The following is a 22,377-nucleotide window of genomic DNA, read 5'->3' on the forward strand; positions in this document are numbered from 1 at the left end:
TAGAATGAATGAAGCATTCTACGTTACAATAGATAGAACCTAATTAATCTAAAGGGGAGAACCTCATGCCGGAAGAAACCGGAATCCACGAGTTATTGACGCTCAAGACGATTGCGGAGACCTTAAACAGTTCCAATGAGCTCAAACCGATGCTCGATACAGTTATGGGCAAGCTGTTAGATCTAACAGGAAATACGGCAGGCTGGATCTTCCTGAGCGAAGAGAATATGGAGTATGAATTCGCCGCAGATCGGGGTTTACCGCCAGCGCTGCAACGGGACAATAAACAGCCGATGCAGTGTGGAAGCTGCTGGTGCTTAGAACGCCTATGGGATGGACGGCTAGAGCATGCTGTTAACATTCTAAACTGCAAGCGGCTGAGTAATGCCAGGCAATATAACTGGGGCGATACGTTGGGGATCACCCACCACGCCACTATCCCATTGCATTCAGGCGAACGCTACTTAGGGCTTATGAATGTAGCTGCACCAGGCAAAGCACATTACCCCGACAGTGAGCTGGCTCTGCTACAATCCGTGGCCCTGCAAATTGGCAGTGCCATTGAACGCATGCAGCTATATAGCACCGAGCAGCGTCGTGCCAATCTGTACGCCAAATTAGGGGAGTTCAGCGCTGCTTTGAATATAACGGCTAGTGAATGCATCTCCCCAAGCATTCTGGTGGAGAAAACCACCGCCCTGATTGGCCAATATTTCGATTGGCCTTTTGCAGCGATCATTGGACAACACGCGGGCAAATTCGAAGTACATGCAGCCGCTCATGCAGCTAATATAACACCTGAATTAGCTCCTTTTGAGCTCTCGGATTCCTTTAAGAATCGTCTAAGGGATATTGCAAAAGGACAGCGCTTCGCAACATTAACCTCTGACGAAGAACAGGAAATTACGAACTCATGCTGTTCCGAACAGCCTGTTACAGAGCGAGTTGTAATGCTTGCCGTCCCCTTTCGGCAGATTACTGCACATGGTTCAGCCATTCTACTCATCACCTCACCTAAAGCACTCGCCTCCGCAACCGCAGATGGAGAAGTACTCGAAGCGATTGCCGAGCATATTTCAGCTACACTGGAAAGTGTACAGCTCGGAGAGAAGCGCCGCGAAATCGCGCGTCTGGACGAGCGGAATCGACTGGCCCGTGACCTCCACGACTCGGTGAACCAGATTCTGTTCTCCCTCTCGATGACGGCCAAAGGTGTAGAAAGCATGCTGCAGCAAGAGCACACCTCCCATCCGGCTGCTGAGGCTGTCCGCGATATTCAAGAGCTCTCTCAATCTGCACTCAAAGAAATGCGTGCTTTAATCATGCAGCTTCGTCCTGCAGGACTGGAAGCCGGGTTATTGACCGCGCTGCAGGCTCATGGTCAGCAACTAGGGCTGTTAATACAGACTCAACGCAGCGGTGTACTCGAACTTCCCCGCAATGTGGAAGAAGGACTGCTGCGCATTGGTCAAGAAGCACTTAATAATGTACGTAAGCACTCCGGAGCTTCTAAAGCTGAAGTATCTCTACATTTAAACGCTACCGAGGTGATACTGAGCATTGCCGATCAGGGCAAGGGCGGTGCCAAACGGCGCTGTAACACAGACACCAATGAATCTCTCGGCCTGCATATTATGAAGGAAAGAGCTGAGGCGCTCTACGGCCATATTCATATTTACAGTGAGGAGCACCAAGGCACAACGATTGAGGTAACCATCCCTTTGCCCCTCCAATCCACATGAAGTCGGGTGATCACAAATGACAATAGGTTTATTACTGGTTGACGATCATGCAATGGTTCGTCGAGGGCTACAAGTGTTTCTCTCGACACAACCGGACATCAAGGTTATCGGAGAAGCATCGAACGGCTGCGAGGCACTAGAGAGAACGGCCGAGCTCCATCCGGATATCATATTAATGGATTTGCACATGCCCGTTATGGATGGCATCGAGACGGCTAAACAGCTGCGGATCTCCCATCCACAGGTCAAAATCATTGTGTTGACCTCCTTTTCAGATCAGGATCATGTACTCCCTGCTATCCGCGTAGGGATCAAAGGATATTTGCTAAAAGACATAGAACCAGAAGCGCTGGTAGTCGCCATCCGTAAGGTACAAAGTGGTCAAGTTGAGCTGCATTCCGCAGCTGCCAGCCAACTGATGAATCTAATGGCAGCTTCTACACCAGAACAACTGAATGTTAGCAACTCAGATCTGAATGGATCCAGTACTACATCGGTTACAATCACCGGATCTGAGCTTCTTACTCCGCGAGAGCAGGAAGTGTTAGACCTCATTGCACTAGGTATGAGCAACAAAGAGATTGCCAGTAAGCTGGTCATCACCGAGAAGACTGTTAAGACACATGTCAGTCATGTACTGGGAAAGCTGAACTTATCGGATCGGACTCAAGCTGCCATTTTTGCATTGAAAAGCGGCTACAACTCATAGCGCCACAGCTCATCTACAACTATAGTCTTAGACGCTCAGCACAATTGCTGAGCGTTTTTATTATGCAGGTTCATTCCATGTGCTGACGTCAACAAATGTCGATTCAGCTATCATTGGTTTATAGCAATCGACCTTATAGGAGTGGATACAGATGAAAGTCATGATCCTGACAGGCAGCAATCGAAAAGAAGCGACCAGCACAAAGTTGGCAGAGCATGCCGCACATTTTATTAATCAGCAAGGCGAACAAGTCACCCTGTTTAATCTCCATAAACGCCCCCTGCCCTTTTATTCACCAGATGAGTCTTACGCGGAGCATGAGCATCTAAGCGCCCTCCATCAAGAGATGCTAACTGCGAACGCAATCATCCTGATTACCCCGGAATACCACGGTTCCATGAGCGGCGTGATGAAAAATGCTCTCGACCATCTAGGCCAGACGCACTTCAACGGCAAAGTGGTATTGTCTGCTAGCTCTGCAGGTGGAGCTGTAGGTGTAAGCTCATTGCTTCAATTGCAGGCGGTTGTACGCAATCTACATGGGATTAATACGCCAGACTGGATCTCCATCGGTGGGATGCAGCGCAAGCGGTTCGAGGTTGAATACGACGGGTACGAGGGTGGTCAAGAAATTGAAGATCGCATTCGCCTAGTCTTAGAATCATTCCTAAATTTAGCTCGCAAAATCATTAGCCCGGCAGGTGCCGCCCTATGATCAAAGGACTGTTTGAAACCCATCTGAACGTGACTAACCTTGAACAATCTGCTCATTTCTATGAACATGTTCTAGGACTACCCTTAGCACATTCGGAGAATACTGAAGGCCGCAAGCGGCGATTTTACTGGATTGGAGAAGATCGTAATCAGGCCATGCTGGGGATTTGGGAGAAGGCACCTTCCGAGGTTGTGCGTCAGCACTTTGCTTTTCAAGTAACGCTTGAGGATTTGAAGCAGTCAGTATCCTGCCTAAAGGCCAAGGGGATTGAAACCTCCAACTTCCTCGATGATGATAAGGGACAATTGTATGTATTTGGCTGGATGCCAGCCGTATCCGTGTATTTCAGTGATCCAGATGGTCATTCCTTAGAGTTCCTAGCTGTACTGTCTGATTCACCCAGACCTGAGCTAGGAATGGTACCCTGGAAAGAATGGGAACTGATACACGGAAGAACCTGGTAGTTATTGATAGAATTCAGGCTAAGCCTGCACGAGGAGACGAGAATATGATAAAAGGACTATACGAAGCACATTTACCAGTAAGCAATCTTGAGGTATCTATCGAATTTTATGAGAAATTGGGATTAAAAATGGCCTGGCGGGATGAGGAAACTGCATTCTTCTGGATTGAGGAAGGTCGGAGTTGGATCGGCATTTGGGAAGGAAAGGAAGTAGAAACGCCATACCACCCATCTTTACGGCATATTGCCTTCCGCGTAACTTATGAGGATCTGAAGCAATCACTGCAATGGCTGGAATCCATTGGGGTAGACGCTGTTCCGTTCCGTAATCGAACTTCCGTTGAGCCTTTTATTCGAGCTTATCAAGGGAATGCTTCTGTGTACTTCAACGACCCGGACGGCAACAGCCTGGAATTGATGTGCCATGTAGAGGTTCCTGAACATTTGAAGCATCTCTCAGAGAATATCATCTTAACCGAGTGGGAGAAACTGCTCGACCATAAATAAAAATACTCAAACAAAAAACAGCTGCCCACCATCAAGGGTCCAGCTGTTTGAGTATGTTAGCTGCTTCTATTTAACCATCTCTAGCATGGTTTTAGTAAAGGCTGTTACTTAATCGTGATGCCTTTCTTCATAGCCTTCATATCTGAATTCGTGTTCACAAGCATTGGCAGTATCTTCATACTTCTCGTCATGGGAGAGTTACATTGCCAGCAGGTAGGTACGTACTGAAATGCAAAATTATCGCGCATCCAACCGGTGCAACCTTCCTTGGTACAAGACCAAATGGCTGTGTCTTCCTGCGGAAGATCCTCCAGTGCTTTTTTACGAAAATACATAAGTACCCCTCCTTGGATCGAATCGAGACGATTTCGCCACCCTATTAGGGGCAGATTCATAAGATGAAAAATAAAAAAGCTGCCCTCAACTTGTGTTAAGGGCAGCCTAATTTTCGAATTACAGTTTTACAACGTTTTCGGCTTGTGGTCCACGAGCGCCTTGAGTTACGTTGAACTCAACGCGTTGGCCTTCGTCCAAAGATTTAAATCCGTCGCCTGTGATTGCGGAGAAGTGTACGAATACGTCGCTTCCACCTTCAACCTCGATAAAACCAAATCCTTTGTCTGCATTAAACCATTTAACTGTACCTGTTTGCATGATATTACCTCCAATATTTTATTTAACACATGTCCTTTTATTCCTACGTAGTGTACGAACAAATAAAAATTCACACATTGGAAAAGGACTCATACGCACAAATGATAACCTTTTACAATATGTGAATTAAGGGTTAAATTTATGATTAACTTCATTGTACCACACTAAATCATTGAATGCAATGTAAATGCCTACTTTTTTCATTCCGGCTCAATATCCTCTATATTAAAGGCTTTAGAGCCGGAAATGTGCACGGGTTAATCGATGTATCCTGCCAACCCTTTATCCATTAAGTAATCCATCTCCGCATCAAGAATCGTCTCCACTGTGATTTCATCCAGCTTCACATCACGCTGGCCAACAACATAATCAACCAGATCATCATTGTCGATGTCTACCTCGCCTTTGGCATTGGCCTTGGCGTTATTGATAAAGGTCTGTTCATGCTTCAATACTAAACGAATTAATTTAGGATCTACTTTGGTTTTGGCAGATAATACGGTTACTAATTCCTGCTCGTTTAATTTGTCACTCATTTTTCAAATTTCATCTCCCTACAATTATTACATCTCCATTGTAGCATATTTCACGCTTTAACGCGTCATTACGCGAAGTATACCGCGGTTTGTTCACACTTTTCTTGCTATCACAGGCTCTGCAACATTCCACTTCAGGTAAGTTATTTAATAAAAACAGTTGTGAGGAACATTGACTTGTGCCAAAATATAAAAAAAGTGTTGGACCAAATTGAATACTAGAAAAGGCGGTTGAATTCATGAGCTCTGTATCTTCCCAGCAATTAGACACAAACAGCAACAAAGCACATCGTTATATCGAAGACGTATACGCACAGGTTGTTGCGCGTAATCCTTTCGAGCCCGAATTCCATCAGGCTGTAAAGGAAATCCTTGAATCTTTGCTTCCAATCCTGGCTGCTGAACCTAAGTATCAGGAAAATGCCATTCTGGAAAGATTGGTTGAGCCAGAACGTTTGATTATGTTCCGTGTTCCTTGGACAGATGATCAAGGCAAGGTCAGAGTTAACCGTGGATATCGTGTACAGTTCAGCAGTGCCATTGGACCTTACAAAGGTGGACTTCGCTTTCACCCTTCCGTTAATGCTAGTATTATCAAATTCCTCGGCTTCGAGCAAATCTTCAAAAACGCTCTTACCGGCCAACACATCGGCGGAGGTAAAGGCGGATCCGACTTTGATCCTAAAGGAAAATCCGAAGGCGAAATCATGCGTTTTGCACAAAGCTTCATGACTGAATTGCAAAATTACATCGGTCCTGACCAAGACGTTCCTGCAGGAGATATCGGTGTAGGTGGTCGTGAGATTGGTTACATGTACGGACAATACAAGCGGATCCGCGGAGGATATCCGGCTGGCGTATTGACTGGTAAAGGTATTGGTTACGGCGGAAGTCAGGCTCGGACAGAAGCTACTGGTTACGGTACAGTTTATTTCGTAAACGAGATGCTGAAAGCAAAAGGCCTTTCCTTTGAAGGAAGTCGCGTTGTTGTTTCCGGTTCTGGTAACGTAGCGATCTATGCGATTGAAAAAGCTGTACAGCTAGGTGCAACAGTCGTAGCTTGTAGTGACTCCGCTGGATATATCTATGACGAAAACGGCATTAACCTCGAAACTGTCCGCCGCCTGAAAGAAGTCGAAAGAAAACGGATAAGTGAATATGTGAATGAACACCCTAACGCTGTGTATACCGAAGATTCCACGCAAATTTGGACTATTCCTTGTGATATCGCCCTTCCGAGTGCTACTCAGAATGAGATTGATGAAGCCATGGCATTGAAACTGATTGAGAATGGTGTTAAAGCAGTAGGCGAAGGCGCTAACATGCCATCCACCCTTGAAGCTATTCACCAGTTCCAACAAGCTGGCGTGCTATTCGCACCTGCCAAAGCTGCTAATGCTGGCGGCGTAGCTGTATCTGCGCTTGAAATGGCCCAAAACAGCATGCGTATGTCCTGGAGCTTTGAAGAAGTTGATACGAAACTGCATGAGATCATGGTTTCCATCTATCAACAGTCTGTAGATGCATCCGAGCAGTATGGACAGTCCGGTAACCTCGTTGCAGGAGCGAACATCGCTGGATTCAAGAAAGTAGCCGATGCTATGTTGGCTGAAGGCGTAATTTAATCAATAACAAACAAACGGCGTTGTGATCATACGAAGTCCCCGTAACCGGTGAGTAAGAAGCCGGGGACGGGGACTTTTTAAGTCAACTATGAGTTCCAACCTGGGATTTGCCGCAAACCACCATCCCATATAGAATACGTACTCTTCACAACCATATCGGACGGTGAAGAAGCCGTGTGAATGTAACAGGAATCAATCCCTGCCTTCAGAGCCCCCTCAATATCCGTACGAGGATCATTTCCAATCATAATGGCTGAGCTCAAATCCGCTCCGTACCTTTCAACTAAATAGCGATAAAATAGCGGATCAGGCTTGCTCACCCCTGCTTCCGAAGAGATCGCAATGCCATCAAATAGATGTATGATTCCGAGCATAGTTAACTCTGCCTCAATAAATGTCTTCTGCCCGTTGGAGAGCAAGAATACTTTTTTGCCACGTTCTCTTAACGTTTGTAGAATTTCAGTCACACCCTCATATAGAGAGATATGAAGCATCGATAACGTCCGTAGCCACCTCACGGTTTCATATAACCACGCTTGATCCGGTTCTCCACCTAATTGACGGGCCACAGACCGAAACACTTCCTCCATTACGAAATCCGGATACTCGCAGCTCCGTGCGGCTTCACCAAGTTGAAGATTCCGCTCCCGCAAAAACCGTTCTTGCAGTTCACCACCTGATAGAGAGAGTCCCTGATATCCGAAATGGAGAGCCAACCTTTCCCATACCTCAGATTGCTCCTCATCGGTCTCAATATCAATCAGTGTACCGTACAGATCGAAAATATAAGTCTGATACATCCCTGTCTTCCTTCCCATGATTCACATTGTAAATTACCCCTTAGTCACATTCTCCGTCGCTGCCTGCCCCTCCTCCATTTTGTTTGACACCTTTTGATAGAGATAGGAGATCCCGAGCAGGCAAATCCCAAAGCTGGCATAAGCGATAATTTTACTTCCGGTATTCAGTAGTCCAAGATCGTATAGCAGCAGCTTACCTGTCGCCAGAAGCGTTAATCCAAGGCCGAAGCGCCGGATATACACATATCTTTTGCGGAAGCCGTACATGATGAACAGAACTGCTATCAACAGATACACAAGACTAAATATTAATCCCGCATCGCTTAATTGCAGCTGTACCCCTAGAAAAGCGGTGATGATTCCGAGTAGATACACTCCCATGAAGACAGGATAGATTTCCATACTTTTATACTCACGTTTAAGCAAGGTGATCAGCAGATCACGTCCACTAAACCACACGAAGATATTGAAGATGATAAGTACACTCAGCGCGATATAATCAGCACCAGTATTACGTGAAAGATCATTCTGCAGGCTTGGCAAGCCTACTGTAATCACCAAACAAATAGCGTAGCCGATCCCAAAGAGAAGTCTCACAAAATACTTAACAATCGTGTCATAAAGCACCTTCACCTTTGGCAATACATAGGCCAGAACAATAGTTAACAGAGCGGACAGCAGCAAATTATAGAAGGTTCTATGCGAGAAATCCTCCGGTACAGCCAGACGATACAGTCTTCTCGATTCATACAAACCATAGATCCAGAAATTCAATAATGCCGCGTATTTAAACCACAGGGCTAAGGTGATTTCGTAAGGCTCACTGCGCTGTAGGACATCCTTTCGATTATGCTGAACGGCGTACCATACGGCAATGATCAGCATGCCTGCAGTAATGAAGACATATTTTAGCGGAAAATAGACGTCTGCGGAATTCAACCATTCATTGGCTATACTGAGCTGCATTGGTACATTTAATCCGAAGAACACCGCAAGGCAAAGCGTTAAAATACCCCAGCCTGCCCTTTCCATCCCTTTAAACCGATTCAGATTACCAAACAAGGTAAGCACAACGCCTTCAACCAACCAGCCAATGGACCACCAAGCCGCTCCGAATTGGAACGGAATCATCAGAATACCAAAGGTCAGCGAAGTAGCGTAGAACAGCAACATGCTTTCTTTTTCTTGTGGCATCAGCTTTTCAAGCCCTCGTCCAAGCCCTAGATACAGCAGACAGAAGAGCAGCGCCAGCGCACCATTGTAATCCTTGAGCCCTGCATCCAGAAATAGAAGATACAAGGTAAGACAGCTAATAAACGTGTTGCATCCCAGTAGAGAGAAATCCCACCAAGACAACTTGGAGCGATACTTGAACGGGTACCATAACGTAATGCCCAAGTACATCGCAAAAGTCAGCATCGCATAAATCATATTCATTCCGTTGCTATCCGATAACGCTATTAATATCAGCATGGAGGGTGTATTAAATAAGTAGCTGATGTAATTGACCACGTTCCAGCGTTTGCGGAAGGAAATTAGTAGAATGAATAAATTCAGAAGAAATAAGTAGCCCATTGCCACATAAACTGCGTTGCCTGAAAGCCCGAAAGCCCCAAGATAAGAATATAGCGGCAGGTACCCTCCGATTAAACCCAACGCACAAATACTTCGTGATTCATACCTTAAAGACAGGAGCACCGCAGTCAATGTGACGAGCACGGATAAGGACAGCCCTACATAAATACTGATAATATCCAGTAAAAAATAGCTATAGAAAATAGAGCCGTACAGCACTGAAATCCCGCCGCCAAGTAGCCCTAAAGCGAACGTCCCTTTTCCTTTGCGGTATAGCCACTCCCCGCCCCCTAACATCAGTAAACCCAGTAGGAAAAAGGCGCCTCCCTTCATATAACCGGTGAACCAATTGGAATAGGAGTATCTGAATGCTGCTCCCACGGCCAAGATCAGCAACAAGATCCCAAGCTTGTTAATCCAGCCTAGTCCAATTTTCATTTCGATCTGATTTTGTTTTCTTCGACGTTCCAATACTTCTTCACTGATCTCTTCTGAGGCAAAATCATGTAATCCGTTATCCATTCTGGAGTTCAGAGCAATTTCGGATTCCCTCAGTCTTTGTCGCTGCGCTAGTACACGCTCATTTAACTCCGCCGACAACGCTCCAAGTCGACTGGATAACTCCGCTTTATCCTCACCGAGCTGCCTCGCGGCTGTTTGGTACAGCTGCTGAATATGACGCTTTGTGTCCATCTCAAAAGCCGTCAGCCGGTCCGTATGGGCAAGGCTTTTAGAGGCAAAATAAGTCTGCAGCTTCTGTCTCGACAGACTAAGAATGCCAAGCTTCTCATCTAAAATTTGTTCCGTTAGCGTAACTTTTAGCTCTGTATTCTCTTCTTGAAGCTTCCCTACCTGAGTCTTTAACTCCACTAAAGCAAGCTTATGTTTCTCATATTGCTTCTTTAAGTGTTCATTCTCGTTGACCAGATCGTGACTTTCATATTCCGCGATCAGAGCTTCATATTCCTTAATAAGCCCGTCCTGCTGGACCTTCATGAATCTAAGTCGATCTTTGAATGACTCCATAGCGCCTCCTAATGTGAGCGATTGTTAATATTTCCATTTTACTACAAACGGAAGGATCTCTTACTCTTTTTTATGCAAAAAACTGCAACATATTTGAGGGATGTCCCGTCTAGATAATAACAACACTAACAAATGAAATTAAAAGGAGCTCACAACTATGAACAACATTTTAAAAACAAGTACAGTTCTTTTAACTTTGTCCCTAGCACTATCAACAGGAGCAGCCTATGCCGCACCAACAACAACTTCTGCCAAAAATGATGCTGCTCAAACTACCGTTAGCGCTAACCAAAAAACATTTGCGATTGAAATCAACGGTTCCGCTCTGAAAGAAACAGGCTTCCAAACTACAAATGGCAAAGAGCCTATGGTGCCACTTCGTTCGGTTACTGAAGCACTTGGCTTTGAATTGACTTGGAATGGACAAACTAAATCCGTTGATCTTATCAATGGTGCTGTGTTCACTACAGTGAAAGCCGGAGAAGATCGCTATAGCATTAATAAAATGAATACTACGCTTGGAACTGCACCACAATTGGTTGACTCCATTTTGTACGTTCCAGCTTCCTTTGTAAGTGAAATCATCCACCACAACATGACAGTGAAGGGAGATTCCATCGTGATCACTGCTGCTAATCAGGAAGAGCATATGACCAAGACTGGCGTGATTACAGCTGTCAATAATGAGGGCAAATACCAATCCGTTCAGATCCAGGGTGTAGGCACAGATGGCATCGTACTGAATGTAGGTGAAGATACGACTATCGAAATGGCAGACGGTACTAAACTTGCTCTAAAAGATCTTCATATCGGTATGACCGTAAAAGCAGAGCATTCCATGATCATGACCATGAGCCTGCCACCGCAAACTCCAACTTACAAGATCACTGTTCTAGATGAGCAGAAACAAAATGATCTTTTGGGTACTGCAGGTACCATTGAAGAAGTTCAAAAAGACGATGAAGGAAACATCAGCATCACCGTTAAAGGCAGCGGCCTGAACGAACAGTCACAACAAGAAGTAGTACTTCGCATTAGCAAAGATACCGCGCTAATTAATACCGATGGCAAAGCTGTAAACAGCAGCGAGCTTGTAAAAGGCGCAAAAGTTATAGGATTCTACAGCCCTATGCTGACTAAGAGCCTGCCACCAATCGGCACAGCTGCTAAAGTCGTAGTAGATTCCGTTCAACAATAAGAAGCATAACGTTATTAATAGACATATCGCACAAACTAAACAAGCGCGCGCCAATGAAGTATTGGCGCGCGCTTGTTTGATTTTTCTAGAATCTAGCACTCTATGAATCACTAGTTAAGAGCAATTGCATCAAAGCTAATAAACGGTCTAAGTTAATGGGCTTGCTGAGATAATCTGTTGCTCCCGCTTGTAAGATTTTCGCCTTATCTTCCTTCAGCGCTTTCGCAGTCAGCGCTATAATTGGAATTTCCTTCTTTGTTGGTATTTCTCTGATTCGATTGATAGCCTCATAGCCGTTCATTACCGGCATCATGATATCCATAAGAACGATGTCTATGGATGCAGATTGCTCCAGCGCATGTATGCCTCTCTCTCCATCCGCAGCTGTAGTCACTTGCAGTCCACGCTTCCTTAACATGTTAGACAGCGCGAACAGATTCCGCTCATCATCATCCACAATTAGAACATGCTTATGATTTAGCGAGGTGAAATCGCTACTAATATTCTCACTGGTTGCAGCGGCAAGAGCAACCGAACCTTCTTCCTCATGATTAAGAGCTACTACTTTCTCAGTGGTTTCTTCAAGGCTAGGGTCCTGAAGCTTCAATGGCAAATACACCGTAAAGACACTACCCATTCCTTCTTGACTCTCCACTGTAATTCTACCGCCGAGCAGTGTTGCGAGTTCTCTGGATATGGATAACCCAAGCCCAGTTCCACCATATTGACGTTCTGTATTTCCATCCGCCTGTTGAAAAGCTTCGAAAATAATGGACTGCTTCTCATAGGGGATCCCAATTCCAGTATCTTTGATGGCGAAAGCAATAAATAACCCTGTTTCCAAATTTCCTAATTTCACTAACTCGTCTTTAGTCGCTAAGCGTATTTCAAGCGTTATTGAGCCTTTAGCTGTAAACTTAAACGCATTGGACAGCAGATTTATAATAATTTGCCGTACCCTTTGAGCATCCGAATAAAATAATGGAGGTAAGTCCTCCCCGATTTGTATATGGAAAGGAATCTCTTTTTTTCGAGAAAGCTGATTGAAGCTCTGAAGCATAGCCTCCGGGATCTCCGTTAGATTTATTGCTTCAATTTCAATATTCAGCTTCCCTGCTTCAACCTTGGACAAATCCAAAATATCGTTAATCAGCCTAAGCAGATCTTGTCCAGAAGAATGTATAGCTTGTGAGAATTCAATATCCTCCTCGCTTAAAGCTCCCGACTGATTCTCCATGAGAAATTCGGAGAGTAACAATATGCCGTTAAGCGGGGTTCGGAGTTCATGAGACATATTGGCCAAGAACTCCGATTTATATTGAGAGCTTTGCCGCAATAACTCCGCAGATTGAGCAAGCTCGATTTGAGCTTGTTCAGCCTCAAATGACTTTCGTTCGGCTAAGAGATTCTTCTCCTCCAGCTTTCTATTCGTTGCATGTAGCGACTCTGTCTGGATTTGCAGCTCCTCAGATTGAGTTTGTAGTTCTTCGGTATACACCTGAAGTTCTTCGTTTAAACGCTGGGATTGTTCCAGAAGCTGCTCAATTCTCATACTGCTGATCGTACTGTTAATTGCAGCGCCGAACGCATCTGAAATAGAATCCAAGAATTCAATCTGCCGCTCCGTAAGCGGAGAGAAGGTCGCAATTTCCACCACAGCAACTACTTCACCTGAAAAAGAAACTGGAAGTAATAAAAGGGTTTTCGGCGCAAAAACGCCCAGCCCAGACTGAATATTGATATAATGCTCCGGAAGATCCTGTATATGCATCAAGCGCGCCTCTTTAGCACATTGACCAACCAAACCTTCTCCGATATGAAATATCCGATGATCTGTAATGTTGCTACTCCCACCAAACGTGGAGGTTCTATTAAACAAGTCCTGATCATGTTCTTGTGTCCGTATATATAAGGCACTGTATGGATAATCAATAACTTCTGCCGTTTTACTTAAAAAGATGTCTCCCAGTTGTGAGACATGTGTGATGCCCGGATATCTTGACAGTAAATCGTTAGCATGATCCTGAATCCATATCCGCTCTTGTTGCGTATCTATCAGATGATTCGTAGCGACGCTGAGATCGCTGATTTCATCATTCGTGGTAATCTCCACTCTTGTCTTCATATCTACAGAAGAATCTAAACCAGCAATCGTATGGGTAACCTTACGAATCGTACTAACGATAGCATGTGAAATGATCCACGAGGCGACCACAGAGGTAATAGCAATAATTGCCCAAGCAATATAAAGGAAATCTAGCAGCAATTTGTTTCGATCTGCCTGTTCGGCTATCAGAGTATTAGTGTTCTCATTCATCGTCTCGCGGTAAGTACTGAACTGACTACGAATCCGGTCCATTTGGTCCTTGCCATCATCCGAATTGAAATATCGTAAGATTTCGGCTTCCTGTCCCTCTTTTTTCAACTCTATTACATAATCCCCGGATTGCTCGATCCAATGCTGGATACTATTTTCGATGTCCACCAGACGCTGAAGTTGCAAGGAATCATTAGCATTCAGCACGGAGAGCTTATCATAGCTTGCCTTCCATTGTGCTTTTCCCAAATTATAGGGCTCCAGATATTTTCCATCGCCGGTGATAATATAACCTCTCTGTCCTGTTTCCATATCAAGAATGTTCTTCTCGATCTTGTTTGCCAAACTAGTTATCTCTCGGTCCTGATGGGAAATAAAGCTGGTTTCCCGCTGTAGCGTATTAATTCTATCATGCATGATCATAACAAATCCTAATAGACAGATCACGATCAAAACTGTAACGGATAGTATTTTATACTGCAAAGTAAATCGATGTTTTTTCACAAAGTGCCTCCGTCCTGTCATCTAACTAGCTCTTTGCCTAAATCCTTATATTAATAGCTTTTTCTCCTGCTCCAATACCCTATGTAGACATCTATGAGAATTTTTACTGCTTGTAAATTAAACACTTTTGGATACCGTTGAAACACTCTTTATTTGCCATAAAAAACCTCCAAGTTCACTCGCTCCTCAATAGAATATGAGGGGACATGGAGTGACTACTTGAAGGCGATACTACACGGGGTATATTAACAAATACAAGTCTTCTTCTTCACACCAAGCTTTCCAGCCTGTTCAACCTTAGCAATATAATCTACTGCCAGCGGTACTTTACATGCAGTTTGTCCCATTTGTACCTGGACCTTTCCAATGCTTGCAGCAATCTGCGTTGCCTCATCATGCAGTTCGGTTACGCTGCTGGCGGCGATAATTACAAACATATTCATCGTGTAACGAACTCGATTCCGTTCCTGATGAATGGTAGATTGTATTTGCTGTAGTAGCTTTCTGATCTCAGCGATGTCTAGCAGATCATCCGGCGTAACTGAAATGTAATTCCCATAAGTACTCCAGCCACAGGTGGCCACCATTTCATCCGATGAAGAAATCCATTCTCTTGCAAGTTCTAGTGCGTAAGGGCTCTCTGCAGCGACAGACGCTACCGTATATTCCGCTATTCCAGAGCAGTAAGCTGCCACTACCCAGCTTTGAAGCTCTTCCTTCGTAAGCGTCTTGGGGTCAACTGTAAGCCCTGCCAAATACATCGCATCATAATTCCCCGTCTGATACAAAGCGCGAGCTAGACCTTGGTCTTTCTTGATATCCTTTACCAGCTTCTTCATGTCCCCTATCCTTACTCCAAATAAAGGCTCCTTAGCACCATGTCGTATGAAGGTACGCTTCGTCTGCTCTGTACCCATTTCCTCAAGCTTACTCATCACTTCATTAATTGTCAGATTCATTAGAACACCTCTTTATCCCTTCATCGCTTCTCTTAAAATGAGCTCACGACCCAGCGTTACTCTATTCTTGCCCGAATTCTTGGAACGATATAACGCTTCATCCGCTTCCCGATACAAATCTTCGAAAGTCACCTCTCTGCGCTCTGTAAAAGAAATTCCGATGCTAGCGGTAAGCTGAATGCTATCGTGTTCGTTCAAAATTATTTTATAATCACTCATCGTAGTGCGAAAATCCTCTGCTTCCATCAAGGCTGCACGTTTATCCTCAGCAAAAAAGCATACAGCAAACTCCTCGCCCCCGACTCTTCCGGCAATGCCTTTGTTTTGGTACACCTGAAGTATTTTATTCGAGAAATCAACTAATGCCTGATCTCCTGCTAAATGACCATAGGTATCATTAATTAACTTAAAATCATCGATATCAAATAACAACAGCGCCAGTCCTAGCCCGTCCGGAATCGTTTGATTTTGCACCATTTGCATAAAGTGCCTGCGATTATAAAGTCCCGTCAAATCATCTATCGTTGCTTGATAGACCAATTCACGTTCATACCGCTTCTTTTCACTATGGTCACTAAAAACAATTAGCATCCCCTTGTTCTCTGTTGCCTGATGTTCAGTCGCTATCAAGGAAACCCCATAACAAACCTCTCTTATTCCAGTACATACAATCTCAAACTGTCCTTCGGTCCTTTGACTATAATGAGCGCCAATGTCCTTGTGATGCCTCATAAAAAGATCAATATTTTTCCCCATCCAGGTCTCATTCGATATCCCGGTAATCTCAAACAAAATGGAGGTTGCAGCCTCATTTATACCAATAATATTATCATTCCGGTCTGTCAAAACTACGCCGTCTTTCATATGCTCCAGGATTTTAATTTTAGTTAAAGGATAGATCGTAGATTTGGAGTCAATGAATAAACACAAATAAGCCGCTATAATTGCGGGTAGATAAGTGAAGGCCGTAAAGCCTGTAAGCGTGATCTTCAACAAGGGAAGTAAAAAAACAGAAACGACCGGAACCAGTAACCCGACAAATAGTAAGAACGCACGTCGCAAAAAAGCTCTCGGTCTATTCATTAAGGAAACAGCTAGCAAGCAGACCGCATATAGACCAAATAGCTGATCATAAGCAATAAAAGCCATGCTAAGAAGCGTAGGCTTTACAGTAATTCCACTAACACCCGCAACAGTGGCCATGCCCACTTCACTACGCATTAGATGATGATAGGTATCCGTAAAAATAAGCAGTACGTCCAAAGCAATTGGAATCGAGAAAATAGCAAGTTTTACAGGTAGGCGTTCCGCGGAAGGAGACACATATTCTTTAACGACAGCATAAGTAAATAACGCACTTAAAAAAAGCGGAGCCTGCTGCATATTCTTCCACCACAGCTTAGCCTGAAAAGAGGATGACATGATCTCTCCCGCCGTCGCAATAAATATGAGGCTGACCAGCAGCATTAAGATCCATAAATAGCGTCTTCCTGCCGACTTTCGATGTCGATAGGAGCTGATGCCCATGTAAAAGCTTAGAACACTGCCCATTAATAAGTAATACGGATATCCTTGAATCCACGGCATGCCATATTTCTCCTATTTTTCAAGTCGCTCCTATCATTATATCCTAATCAATCCTACAAATGAATCAACAAATACCAGCACATCTCTACATCTGTACATCTTACGATTTGAACTTTACTCGATGGGAGAACATATACTTTCTGGCCAAGTCCTTAAATGCATCTTTATCTTGTACCGACTGAAAGTAGCGTTTAGGGATAATCAGCGCTCGATTAGAAGACACAAAAAACACGAACAGGTTCATCGTTTCACCTATTTTATGTATCTCTTCCCATTTTACTTGCCCGGAACCTGCCTCAGATACGTACTTTATACCCTCATCTGATACGGAATAGCTCTGAGGCTGCTGGGCTAAACTGTCTGTTGCGAAGGCTTTTTTAGATTTTTTGGTCAAACTTGATTTGGTCATATACCATAAAACAGCGGCAAGAATCACAGCAGTCACAGCAAGGATTGAAATATTTTTAGTACTGTAATCCTTAGTAATTAACAGCAAAATCACAAAATAAGCAACCACACTGAAAGAGCTAAGTATAATTCGGCTGTTCAAGCTGAACCATAGGTTAAACTCCTGAACGTCCTCACTCTTAAGGACGGTATCTACTTTTATTTCATTTTCCACTACTGATCGCTCCCCTGCCACTATCGAAATTTATCAATTCCATTTCATTCTAACATGCCTGAACACAAAAAAGGGACATCCCTGAAGCGATCGCTTCTAAATGGGTTGTCCCTTTTTAATCCGTAAGGATTCTTATTTCTTTTGTGCAAGACGTTGTTTGAACTTGTCAACACGGCCGCCTTGTTCTGTATCTCTTTGTTTACCAGTGTAAAATGGGTGGGATGCGGAACTTGCGTCCACGCGGATAACAGGATAAGTGTTACCATCTTCCCATTCCATTGTTTCATTGGATGATTTTGTAGATGCACTCAAGAATTTGAAGCCTACGCTTGCATCCATGAAAATAACCTTGTTGTACTTTGGATGTATGCCTTCTCTCATTCTGATCGTCCTCCTTCTGAACAAATTAGTGGAGCCTTTATGGTAAATTAACCAAATGATCTGTAGGTTTATCTATAAGTATAACCTAATAAACGTAGGAAAATTCGTAAATCTTACGATTTAGACCACCACTCCATCATACGTGAAATCGACATGTAAAGTCAACTACTATCCGATATTCCTTATATTCCCTTACGTTTAACTGACTTATACATCATACTCCAGTTGTTTTTTAGCCTGAACAATAAAATCTAACGGGTTCTCAATAGTGCTGGATTGATATTCTACAGCACCTATTTTGAGACCGAGGCTAACTTTATACTTTTTGACAAATTCAGTGTCATTAAGCTCTTGAAGCTTCAATTTAATCCGCTCGATCACGATTTTTGCTCCATCGTTGTCGGTGAACAGCAGAAGGCCCCATGTTGCGTCATCTTTGTCCAGCAGATACAGTGCATCATTGGTACGAATGCTGGCCTGACTGAGCTGAGATACGTCGTGAATGGCCTCAGCCAGCTTATCTTCGGGAATAATACGTCTAATCTCATTCCAGTATTTCACTTTCACTACAAGCAGTGTGAGTGGAATCTGATATCGAGTAGAAATGCCTGTAAATAAAGCGGCATCCTTCTGAAAAGAAATACTATTACGCAAATCTGTGTTCTCGTCGATGATGGCCATATTGGCAGTCTTATTCTCCAAACGCTGATTCTCAGCCTGCAGCTCACGATTGCTTAGTGTAAATATCCACAGTACCACTGTTAACAATGGGGTCATAATTAGCCAGAAGTAAGTATTCAGTCCAATTGTCTCTCCCAAAGATATCGTCTGATACATCGTGTAGAAGCCGTAAGCAAATATAAACACCAGGTTCAAGACCAACCCTGCAGTCACCGTTGTAAAATACGTAACAATCGCCAGAATAAAAGCCACATTTAAAATGATAATATTCTGGATATAATCATCGGGTGCCCCTGAAATGAAGACAATACAAATAAAAAGAAGCACCAGGAACGATAAGAGAGCGATATCTGAAACTAAACCGCTGCGATTACGTCTCACGCTTATCACCACGTTTCTTCATATGTTTACGAAGCAGCAGGATCAGCGATAGAATCACCAGTGTCAGCACCAGCACAATTACGATAATGAAACTCAGCACGTCCGTTCGTTCCGCTATTTTTTTAACCACGGAATCCTCTGCTGCTCCAGTAATGATCTTGAAACGGTGCGCATTGACATTACCGTCCTTATCAACGATTACCCCATCGCCAAACACCTTCCATTTGTCCCGCTCTGTTGCGATCAACTTCGACGCCAAATAGTACTCTTCAGAGTGGGCTCCCGTAACAGCAAGCAATCCCCGTCCCGCCTCAAATGGTGATTCAATCAGCTGCAGTGTTCCAATTTGAGATCCGTAATGATCTTCAATACTCATCTTCTCATTGGAGCGAATCGCTGTTCCGTTCCCGTTATATTGAAAGTAGAGCTTATCATTATGATCACGGATGATCTTATTATTCTTATACGTACCTATGGCGATAACATTATTATTCTTCAAATGATCAGCGCTAATGTTATCCGTGTAGAACTGAATGTTACCTATATTTCCGCTAGCGTATTTTCCCAGTAGATTAAATACATTAGCTAAACTCAAATATGAGTAATCATCCATTTCTTGCGGCAAAACAACTGCTACTTGATTGTAAAGCCCGTCACGTATAAACGGATACGGATAGTTATTAAACAAAAGATCCGTACGATCCTTAGTATTAAGACGCATTACAGAATCTTTACTGATATACGCCCATGGCATTTGTTCCTTATCTAAAGTACATTCGGCTCCCTTCAGCTCCAAATCAAAGGCTACAGTTACCGTGAAATTACCAGAGATATTCAAGCTTTGGGGAACTGGAAGATCCAGCTTATCGCCATTCGCCAGCTCTTTGGTCAGCTTCTTGCTGCCAATGGGTGTGTTGTTGATGCTGACAGTCACTAATGAACGGTCAAAATCTAAATTCTGTGCATAACGGAAATCCAATCTGATTCTGCCTGAATCTGCAATCGAGCGGTTAGAGGGCAGTGCAACAAAGTATGTCTGCTCCTGATGACGTGCCCCAGTGAGTTTATCACCCGTTTCTGTAAGCGTAATATTGGAGCTAATCGAAAGGGGGGGTGCAGATACTTCTGTAGCATCATCGACCACCTTTAAATCACTGCTGATTTGACCCAATAACTCTTCATTCGCAACAAAACGACCTGCTTTAATCAGTAAGTTCTCATCCTTCGAGGTTATGACAAGTGTGGGCTGAGTATCCTTATTCACTAACTGCAGCAGTGCATGTGTACTTAAATCTTCAGAGGTGCTTAGCTGAGCCTTTAGCCCACTTGGTACTCGGTCATACATAGCTACCAGTACAACCGCAGCTTTATTCTTCACCGCATCTGACCGGTAGGGAAGCATTGGAATCGTTCTATTGTCCAATGTATTTCCCTTCACAAGCCCGGAGAGCGCATAAGTAGCCGACTCCAATTCTGCCCCTGTGCTTTTATCCGGTACGGTCAGCACACTATGATTCTTCGTTAAGGTATCAACGCCAGAGAAGCGCTCGCTAAAGTCACTAATCCCTCCAGTCAAGGGCTTCGGCGTATACATCACGCTAATACTGGATGTATTAAACAGATGCAGCCAATTATCAAAATCATAATCGACAGAACAAGATTGTTCATCTGTATAGTTCGACTGCAAATAGCCCTGAATTCCAAGCGTATTGGTTCCTTTTTTTAGAAACCCTTTAGGTGCCTGAAGGACCAGCTGTTGTTCGCCATTATCTTTTAGAGAGGGTCTAAATGTATAGAATGGGCTGCCATTTAGCGTTAAGGTAACGCTAGAAATCTGCTCCTTGGTAATTTGCGAAATTTGAAAGTGCAGGTTAATTCTGATCTCATCCACATTCCAATAATCCATGACCTCAAAATATTGCTGCTGAGCACTCGAACCCTTTAACGCAGTATCTGTTCCTGTGAAAGACGTTGTGTAGGTTAATCTAGTATCCTGAGGCGGAGCCTCGGCGGCTGCAACATTCAATTGAATTAGAAAAAGAGAGAGGCAGGTTAACAGTATAACCATTTGTTTCTTCATCATCATGTTCTGTTTCTCCTGTGATCACATATTTCTCATATTACTTCTTTGTTCATTATTAATAGCGTTCAGTCTTATACCACTTTGCTTCTCTTTTGAAGATGAGATCTTTGGCGTAAAGATATAATCCGTAAGCCGCGACAACCATCCACAGCTGACAATAAGAGATGTACATTAACATTACGATCCATAAATTGGACAAGCTCATCTCGCCCTTCTCTGTCGTCAACGTTATGAAAGTACCTACAACGAACAGTATGATGGCGAGCAGCCAGAGAAAATTGCTAAGCCCAGCAATAGTAGTATGTACATAGCCCAAAGCATGCAGAATGAGCAGCACATCGGAGGTAATTAACGAAATCAACAATAAGAAGTAAATCGCTAAAAAATAAAGAATATCGAATCGGACTTTTGCGGCGGATTTATCGAACAGCAGGGGGATATTTTTGACAATGACATAAATGTTGCCCTTAGCCCAGCGCGTTCGCTGCTTGAACCAGACTTTTAAAGTCTGTGGCTCTTGCTCCCATGTGACCGATTTCGGCTGGAACTTGATCCGATAACCCATCATATATATTCTGAAGCTGATTTCTGTATCTTCGGCTATCGCTTTAACATCCCAGCCACCGATACTTTCTACGATAGACCTGCGCATAATAAAATTAGTGCCGGGAATGGTACATAACTTGAACAGCTTCCAGCGTCCCGCTTGCGCCATCCATTGAAAGGACAACGTCTCAATATTAATAAACCGGGTAAGTAGGCTTGCGTTACGGTTACGGGTTCTAAACTTACCGATTACTGCGCCTAGGCTAGAATCATTCATGATCTCAGCGACCAGATAACGTAAAGCCGTTTTTTCAGGAGTGTTGTCTGCATCATAAATCGCAATTAACTGCCCTTTGCAATGGGTAAAGCCTATATTCAGCGCATTCGATTTCCCTTTGCCACCAGTAATCGCATCCGTATTAATGACGATCAGCTGCCGCCCCGGATTTCGGTTTTGGATACCGGCCAGCAGTTCAGCACTGTTATCAGAGGAATTATCATTAATCACAATAATCTCATATCGATCTTCCGGATAATCAAGCGCTAGCAGAGACTCCACCGTCTTACAGATTACTACCCCCTCATTGTGAGCAGGAACCATAATTGAAACCAAGGGATATTCGCCCTCTATCTCTGGTATGTCCTCATTTTCAGATTTAATGTAATATAAATAGCCTGCGATAATGAGGGTCACATTCACCAGCAATAGAGACCAGATACAGATCACTGCAATTACCATCAGTATGTCTGAAATCGTCATAGGATC

At 43.8% G+C, this 22,377-nt stretch carries 20 protein-coding genes; 7 read left to right on the forward strand and 13 right to left on the reverse strand.

Annotated elements, in window-relative coordinates:
- Positions 1 to 65: 65 nt before the first annotated feature.
- From NST34_RS30820 to NST34_RS30840, 5 genes are all read left to right on the forward strand, one after another.
- Complete coding sequence (locus NST34_RS30820; protein ID WP_341129409.1) at positions 66 to 1,742, forward strand: GAF domain-containing sensor histidine kinase; 1,677 nt, start codon at positions 66 to 68, stop codon at positions 1,740 to 1,742.
- A gap of 16 nt (positions 1,743 to 1,758) precedes the next feature.
- Positions 1,759 to 2,451, forward strand: a complete 693-nt coding sequence (locus tag NST34_RS30825) for a response regulator transcription factor (RefSeq protein WP_341129410.1) — start codon at positions 1,759 to 1,761, stop codon at positions 2,449 to 2,451.
- A gap of 151 nt (positions 2,452 to 2,602) precedes the next feature.
- On the forward strand, positions 2,603 to 3,166 hold the full coding sequence (locus NST34_RS30830; RefSeq protein ID WP_341129411.1) for an NADPH-dependent FMN reductase: 564 nt from the start codon (positions 2,603 to 2,605) through the stop codon (positions 3,164 to 3,166).
- Complete coding sequence (locus tag NST34_RS30835) at positions 3,163 to 3,630, forward strand: VOC family protein (RefSeq protein ID WP_341129412.1); 468 nt, start codon at positions 3,163 to 3,165, stop codon at positions 3,628 to 3,630. The genes NST34_RS30830 and NST34_RS30835 overlap by 4 nt, the downstream gene beginning before the upstream one ends.
- A 44-nt stretch (positions 3,631 to 3,674) precedes the next feature.
- The gene (locus tag NST34_RS30840; protein ID WP_341129413.1) at positions 3,675 to 4,136 is read left to right on the forward strand and encodes a VOC family protein; all 462 of its coding nucleotides are present in this window, start codon (positions 3,675 to 3,677) and stop codon (positions 4,134 to 4,136) included.
- A 104-nt stretch (positions 4,137 to 4,240) separates the two neighbouring features.
- Here NST34_RS30840 and NST34_RS30845 read toward each other — a convergent pair whose 3' ends face one another.
- The 3 genes from NST34_RS30845 to NST34_RS30855 all read right to left on the reverse strand — a co-directional run bounded on the left by NST34_RS30845 (position 4,241) and on the right by NST34_RS30855 (position 5,326).
- Positions 4,241 to 4,471 carry a cold-shock protein gene (locus NST34_RS30845; protein WP_042131520.1) on the reverse strand — a complete coding sequence of 77 codons (231 nt, stop codon included), beginning with the start codon at positions 4,469 to 4,471 and terminating at the stop codon, positions 4,241 to 4,243.
- A 118-nt stretch (positions 4,472 to 4,589) separates the two neighbouring features.
- Positions 4,590 to 4,790 carry a cold-shock protein gene (locus tag NST34_RS30850; protein ID WP_019914790.1) on the reverse strand — a complete coding sequence of 67 codons (201 nt, stop codon included), beginning with the start codon at positions 4,788 to 4,790 and terminating at the stop codon, positions 4,590 to 4,592.
- A gap of 257 nt (positions 4,791 to 5,047) precedes the next feature.
- Positions 5,048 to 5,326, reverse strand: coding sequence for a hypothetical protein (locus NST34_RS30855; protein ID WP_042192741.1), 279 nt, complete (start codon positions 5,324 to 5,326; stop codon positions 5,048 to 5,050).
- A 239-nt stretch (positions 5,327 to 5,565) separates the two neighbouring features.
- Between NST34_RS30855 and gdhA the strand changes: the two genes are divergently transcribed.
- Complete coding sequence (gene gdhA, locus NST34_RS30860; RefSeq protein WP_042192743.1) at positions 5,566 to 6,951, forward strand: NADP-specific glutamate dehydrogenase; 1,386 nt, start codon at positions 5,566 to 5,568, stop codon at positions 6,949 to 6,951.
- An 86-nt stretch (positions 6,952 to 7,037) separates the two neighbouring features.
- Here gdhA and NST34_RS30865 read toward each other — a convergent pair whose 3' ends face one another.
- Positions 7,038 to 7,769, reverse strand: a complete 732-nt coding sequence (locus NST34_RS30865) for an HAD family hydrolase (RefSeq protein WP_341129414.1) — start codon at positions 7,767 to 7,769, stop codon at positions 7,038 to 7,040.
- Positions 7,770 to 7,784: 15 nt separating this feature from the next.
- The gene (locus tag NST34_RS30870) at positions 7,785 to 10,352 is read right to left on the reverse strand and encodes a DUF2339 domain-containing protein (protein WP_076297994.1); all 2,568 of its coding nucleotides are present in this window, start codon (positions 10,350 to 10,352) and stop codon (positions 7,785 to 7,787) included.
- Positions 10,353 to 10,509: 157 nt separating this feature from the next.
- On the opposite strand from NST34_RS30870, the gene NST34_RS30875 reads away from it, so the two are divergent.
- Positions 10,510 to 11,550, forward strand: coding sequence for a copper amine oxidase N-terminal domain-containing protein (locus NST34_RS30875; protein ID WP_076284923.1), 1,041 nt, complete (start codon positions 10,510 to 10,512; stop codon positions 11,548 to 11,550).
- Positions 11,551 to 11,650: 100 nt separating this feature from the next.
- On the opposite strand, the gene NST34_RS30880 is transcribed toward NST34_RS30875, so the two are convergent.
- The 8 genes from NST34_RS30880 to NST34_RS30915 all read right to left on the reverse strand — a co-directional run bounded on the left by NST34_RS30880 (position 11,651) and on the right by NST34_RS30915 (position 22,371).
- Positions 11,651 to 14,371: a CHASE3 domain-containing protein gene (locus tag NST34_RS30880; protein ID WP_341129415.1), complete on the reverse strand. Its 2,721-nt coding sequence runs from the start codon at positions 14,369 to 14,371 to the stop codon at positions 11,651 to 11,653.
- A gap of 245 nt (positions 14,372 to 14,616) precedes the next feature.
- The gene (locus NST34_RS30885) at positions 14,617 to 15,324 is read right to left on the reverse strand and encodes a DNA alkylation repair protein (protein WP_081382694.1); all 708 of its coding nucleotides are present in this window, start codon (positions 15,322 to 15,324) and stop codon (positions 14,617 to 14,619) included.
- Between the two features lie 18 nt (positions 15,325 to 15,342).
- Positions 15,343 to 16,917, reverse strand: a complete 1,575-nt coding sequence (locus NST34_RS30890; RefSeq protein ID WP_341129416.1) for a sensor domain-containing diguanylate cyclase — start codon at positions 16,915 to 16,917, stop codon at positions 15,343 to 15,345.
- 100 nt (positions 16,918 to 17,017) lie between these two features.
- Positions 17,018 to 17,539, reverse strand: coding sequence for a YcxB family protein (locus NST34_RS30895; protein WP_076284927.1), 522 nt, complete (start codon positions 17,537 to 17,539; stop codon positions 17,018 to 17,020).
- 132 nt (positions 17,540 to 17,671) lie between these two features.
- The gene (locus tag NST34_RS30900) at positions 17,672 to 17,920 is read right to left on the reverse strand and encodes a type B 50S ribosomal protein L31 (RefSeq protein WP_042131530.1); all 249 of its coding nucleotides are present in this window, start codon (positions 17,918 to 17,920) and stop codon (positions 17,672 to 17,674) included.
- Positions 17,921 to 18,127: 207 nt separating this feature from the next.
- Entirely contained in the window at positions 18,128 to 18,982 is an 855-nt protein-coding gene (locus NST34_RS30905; RefSeq protein WP_042192759.1) for a diguanylate cyclase domain-containing protein, read from the reverse strand.
- The gene (locus tag NST34_RS30910; RefSeq protein ID WP_081382674.1) at positions 18,972 to 21,068 is read right to left on the reverse strand and encodes a cellulose biosynthesis cyclic di-GMP-binding regulatory protein BcsB; all 2,097 of its coding nucleotides are present in this window, start codon (positions 21,066 to 21,068) and stop codon (positions 18,972 to 18,974) included. The genes NST34_RS30905 and NST34_RS30910 overlap by 11 nt, the downstream gene beginning before the upstream one ends.
- 52 nt (positions 21,069 to 21,120) lie before the next feature.
- The gene (locus tag NST34_RS30915; RefSeq protein WP_076297999.1) at positions 21,121 to 22,371 is read right to left on the reverse strand and encodes a glycosyltransferase family 2 protein; all 1,251 of its coding nucleotides are present in this window, start codon (positions 22,369 to 22,371) and stop codon (positions 21,121 to 21,123) included.
- Positions 22,372 to 22,377 lie beyond the last annotated feature (6 nt).

The organism is Paenibacillus sp. FSL H7-0714 (assembly GCF_038003765.1).
In the GTDB taxonomy this organism is placed as follows: Bacteria; Bacillota; Bacilli; order Paenibacillales; family Paenibacillaceae; genus Paenibacillus_AQ.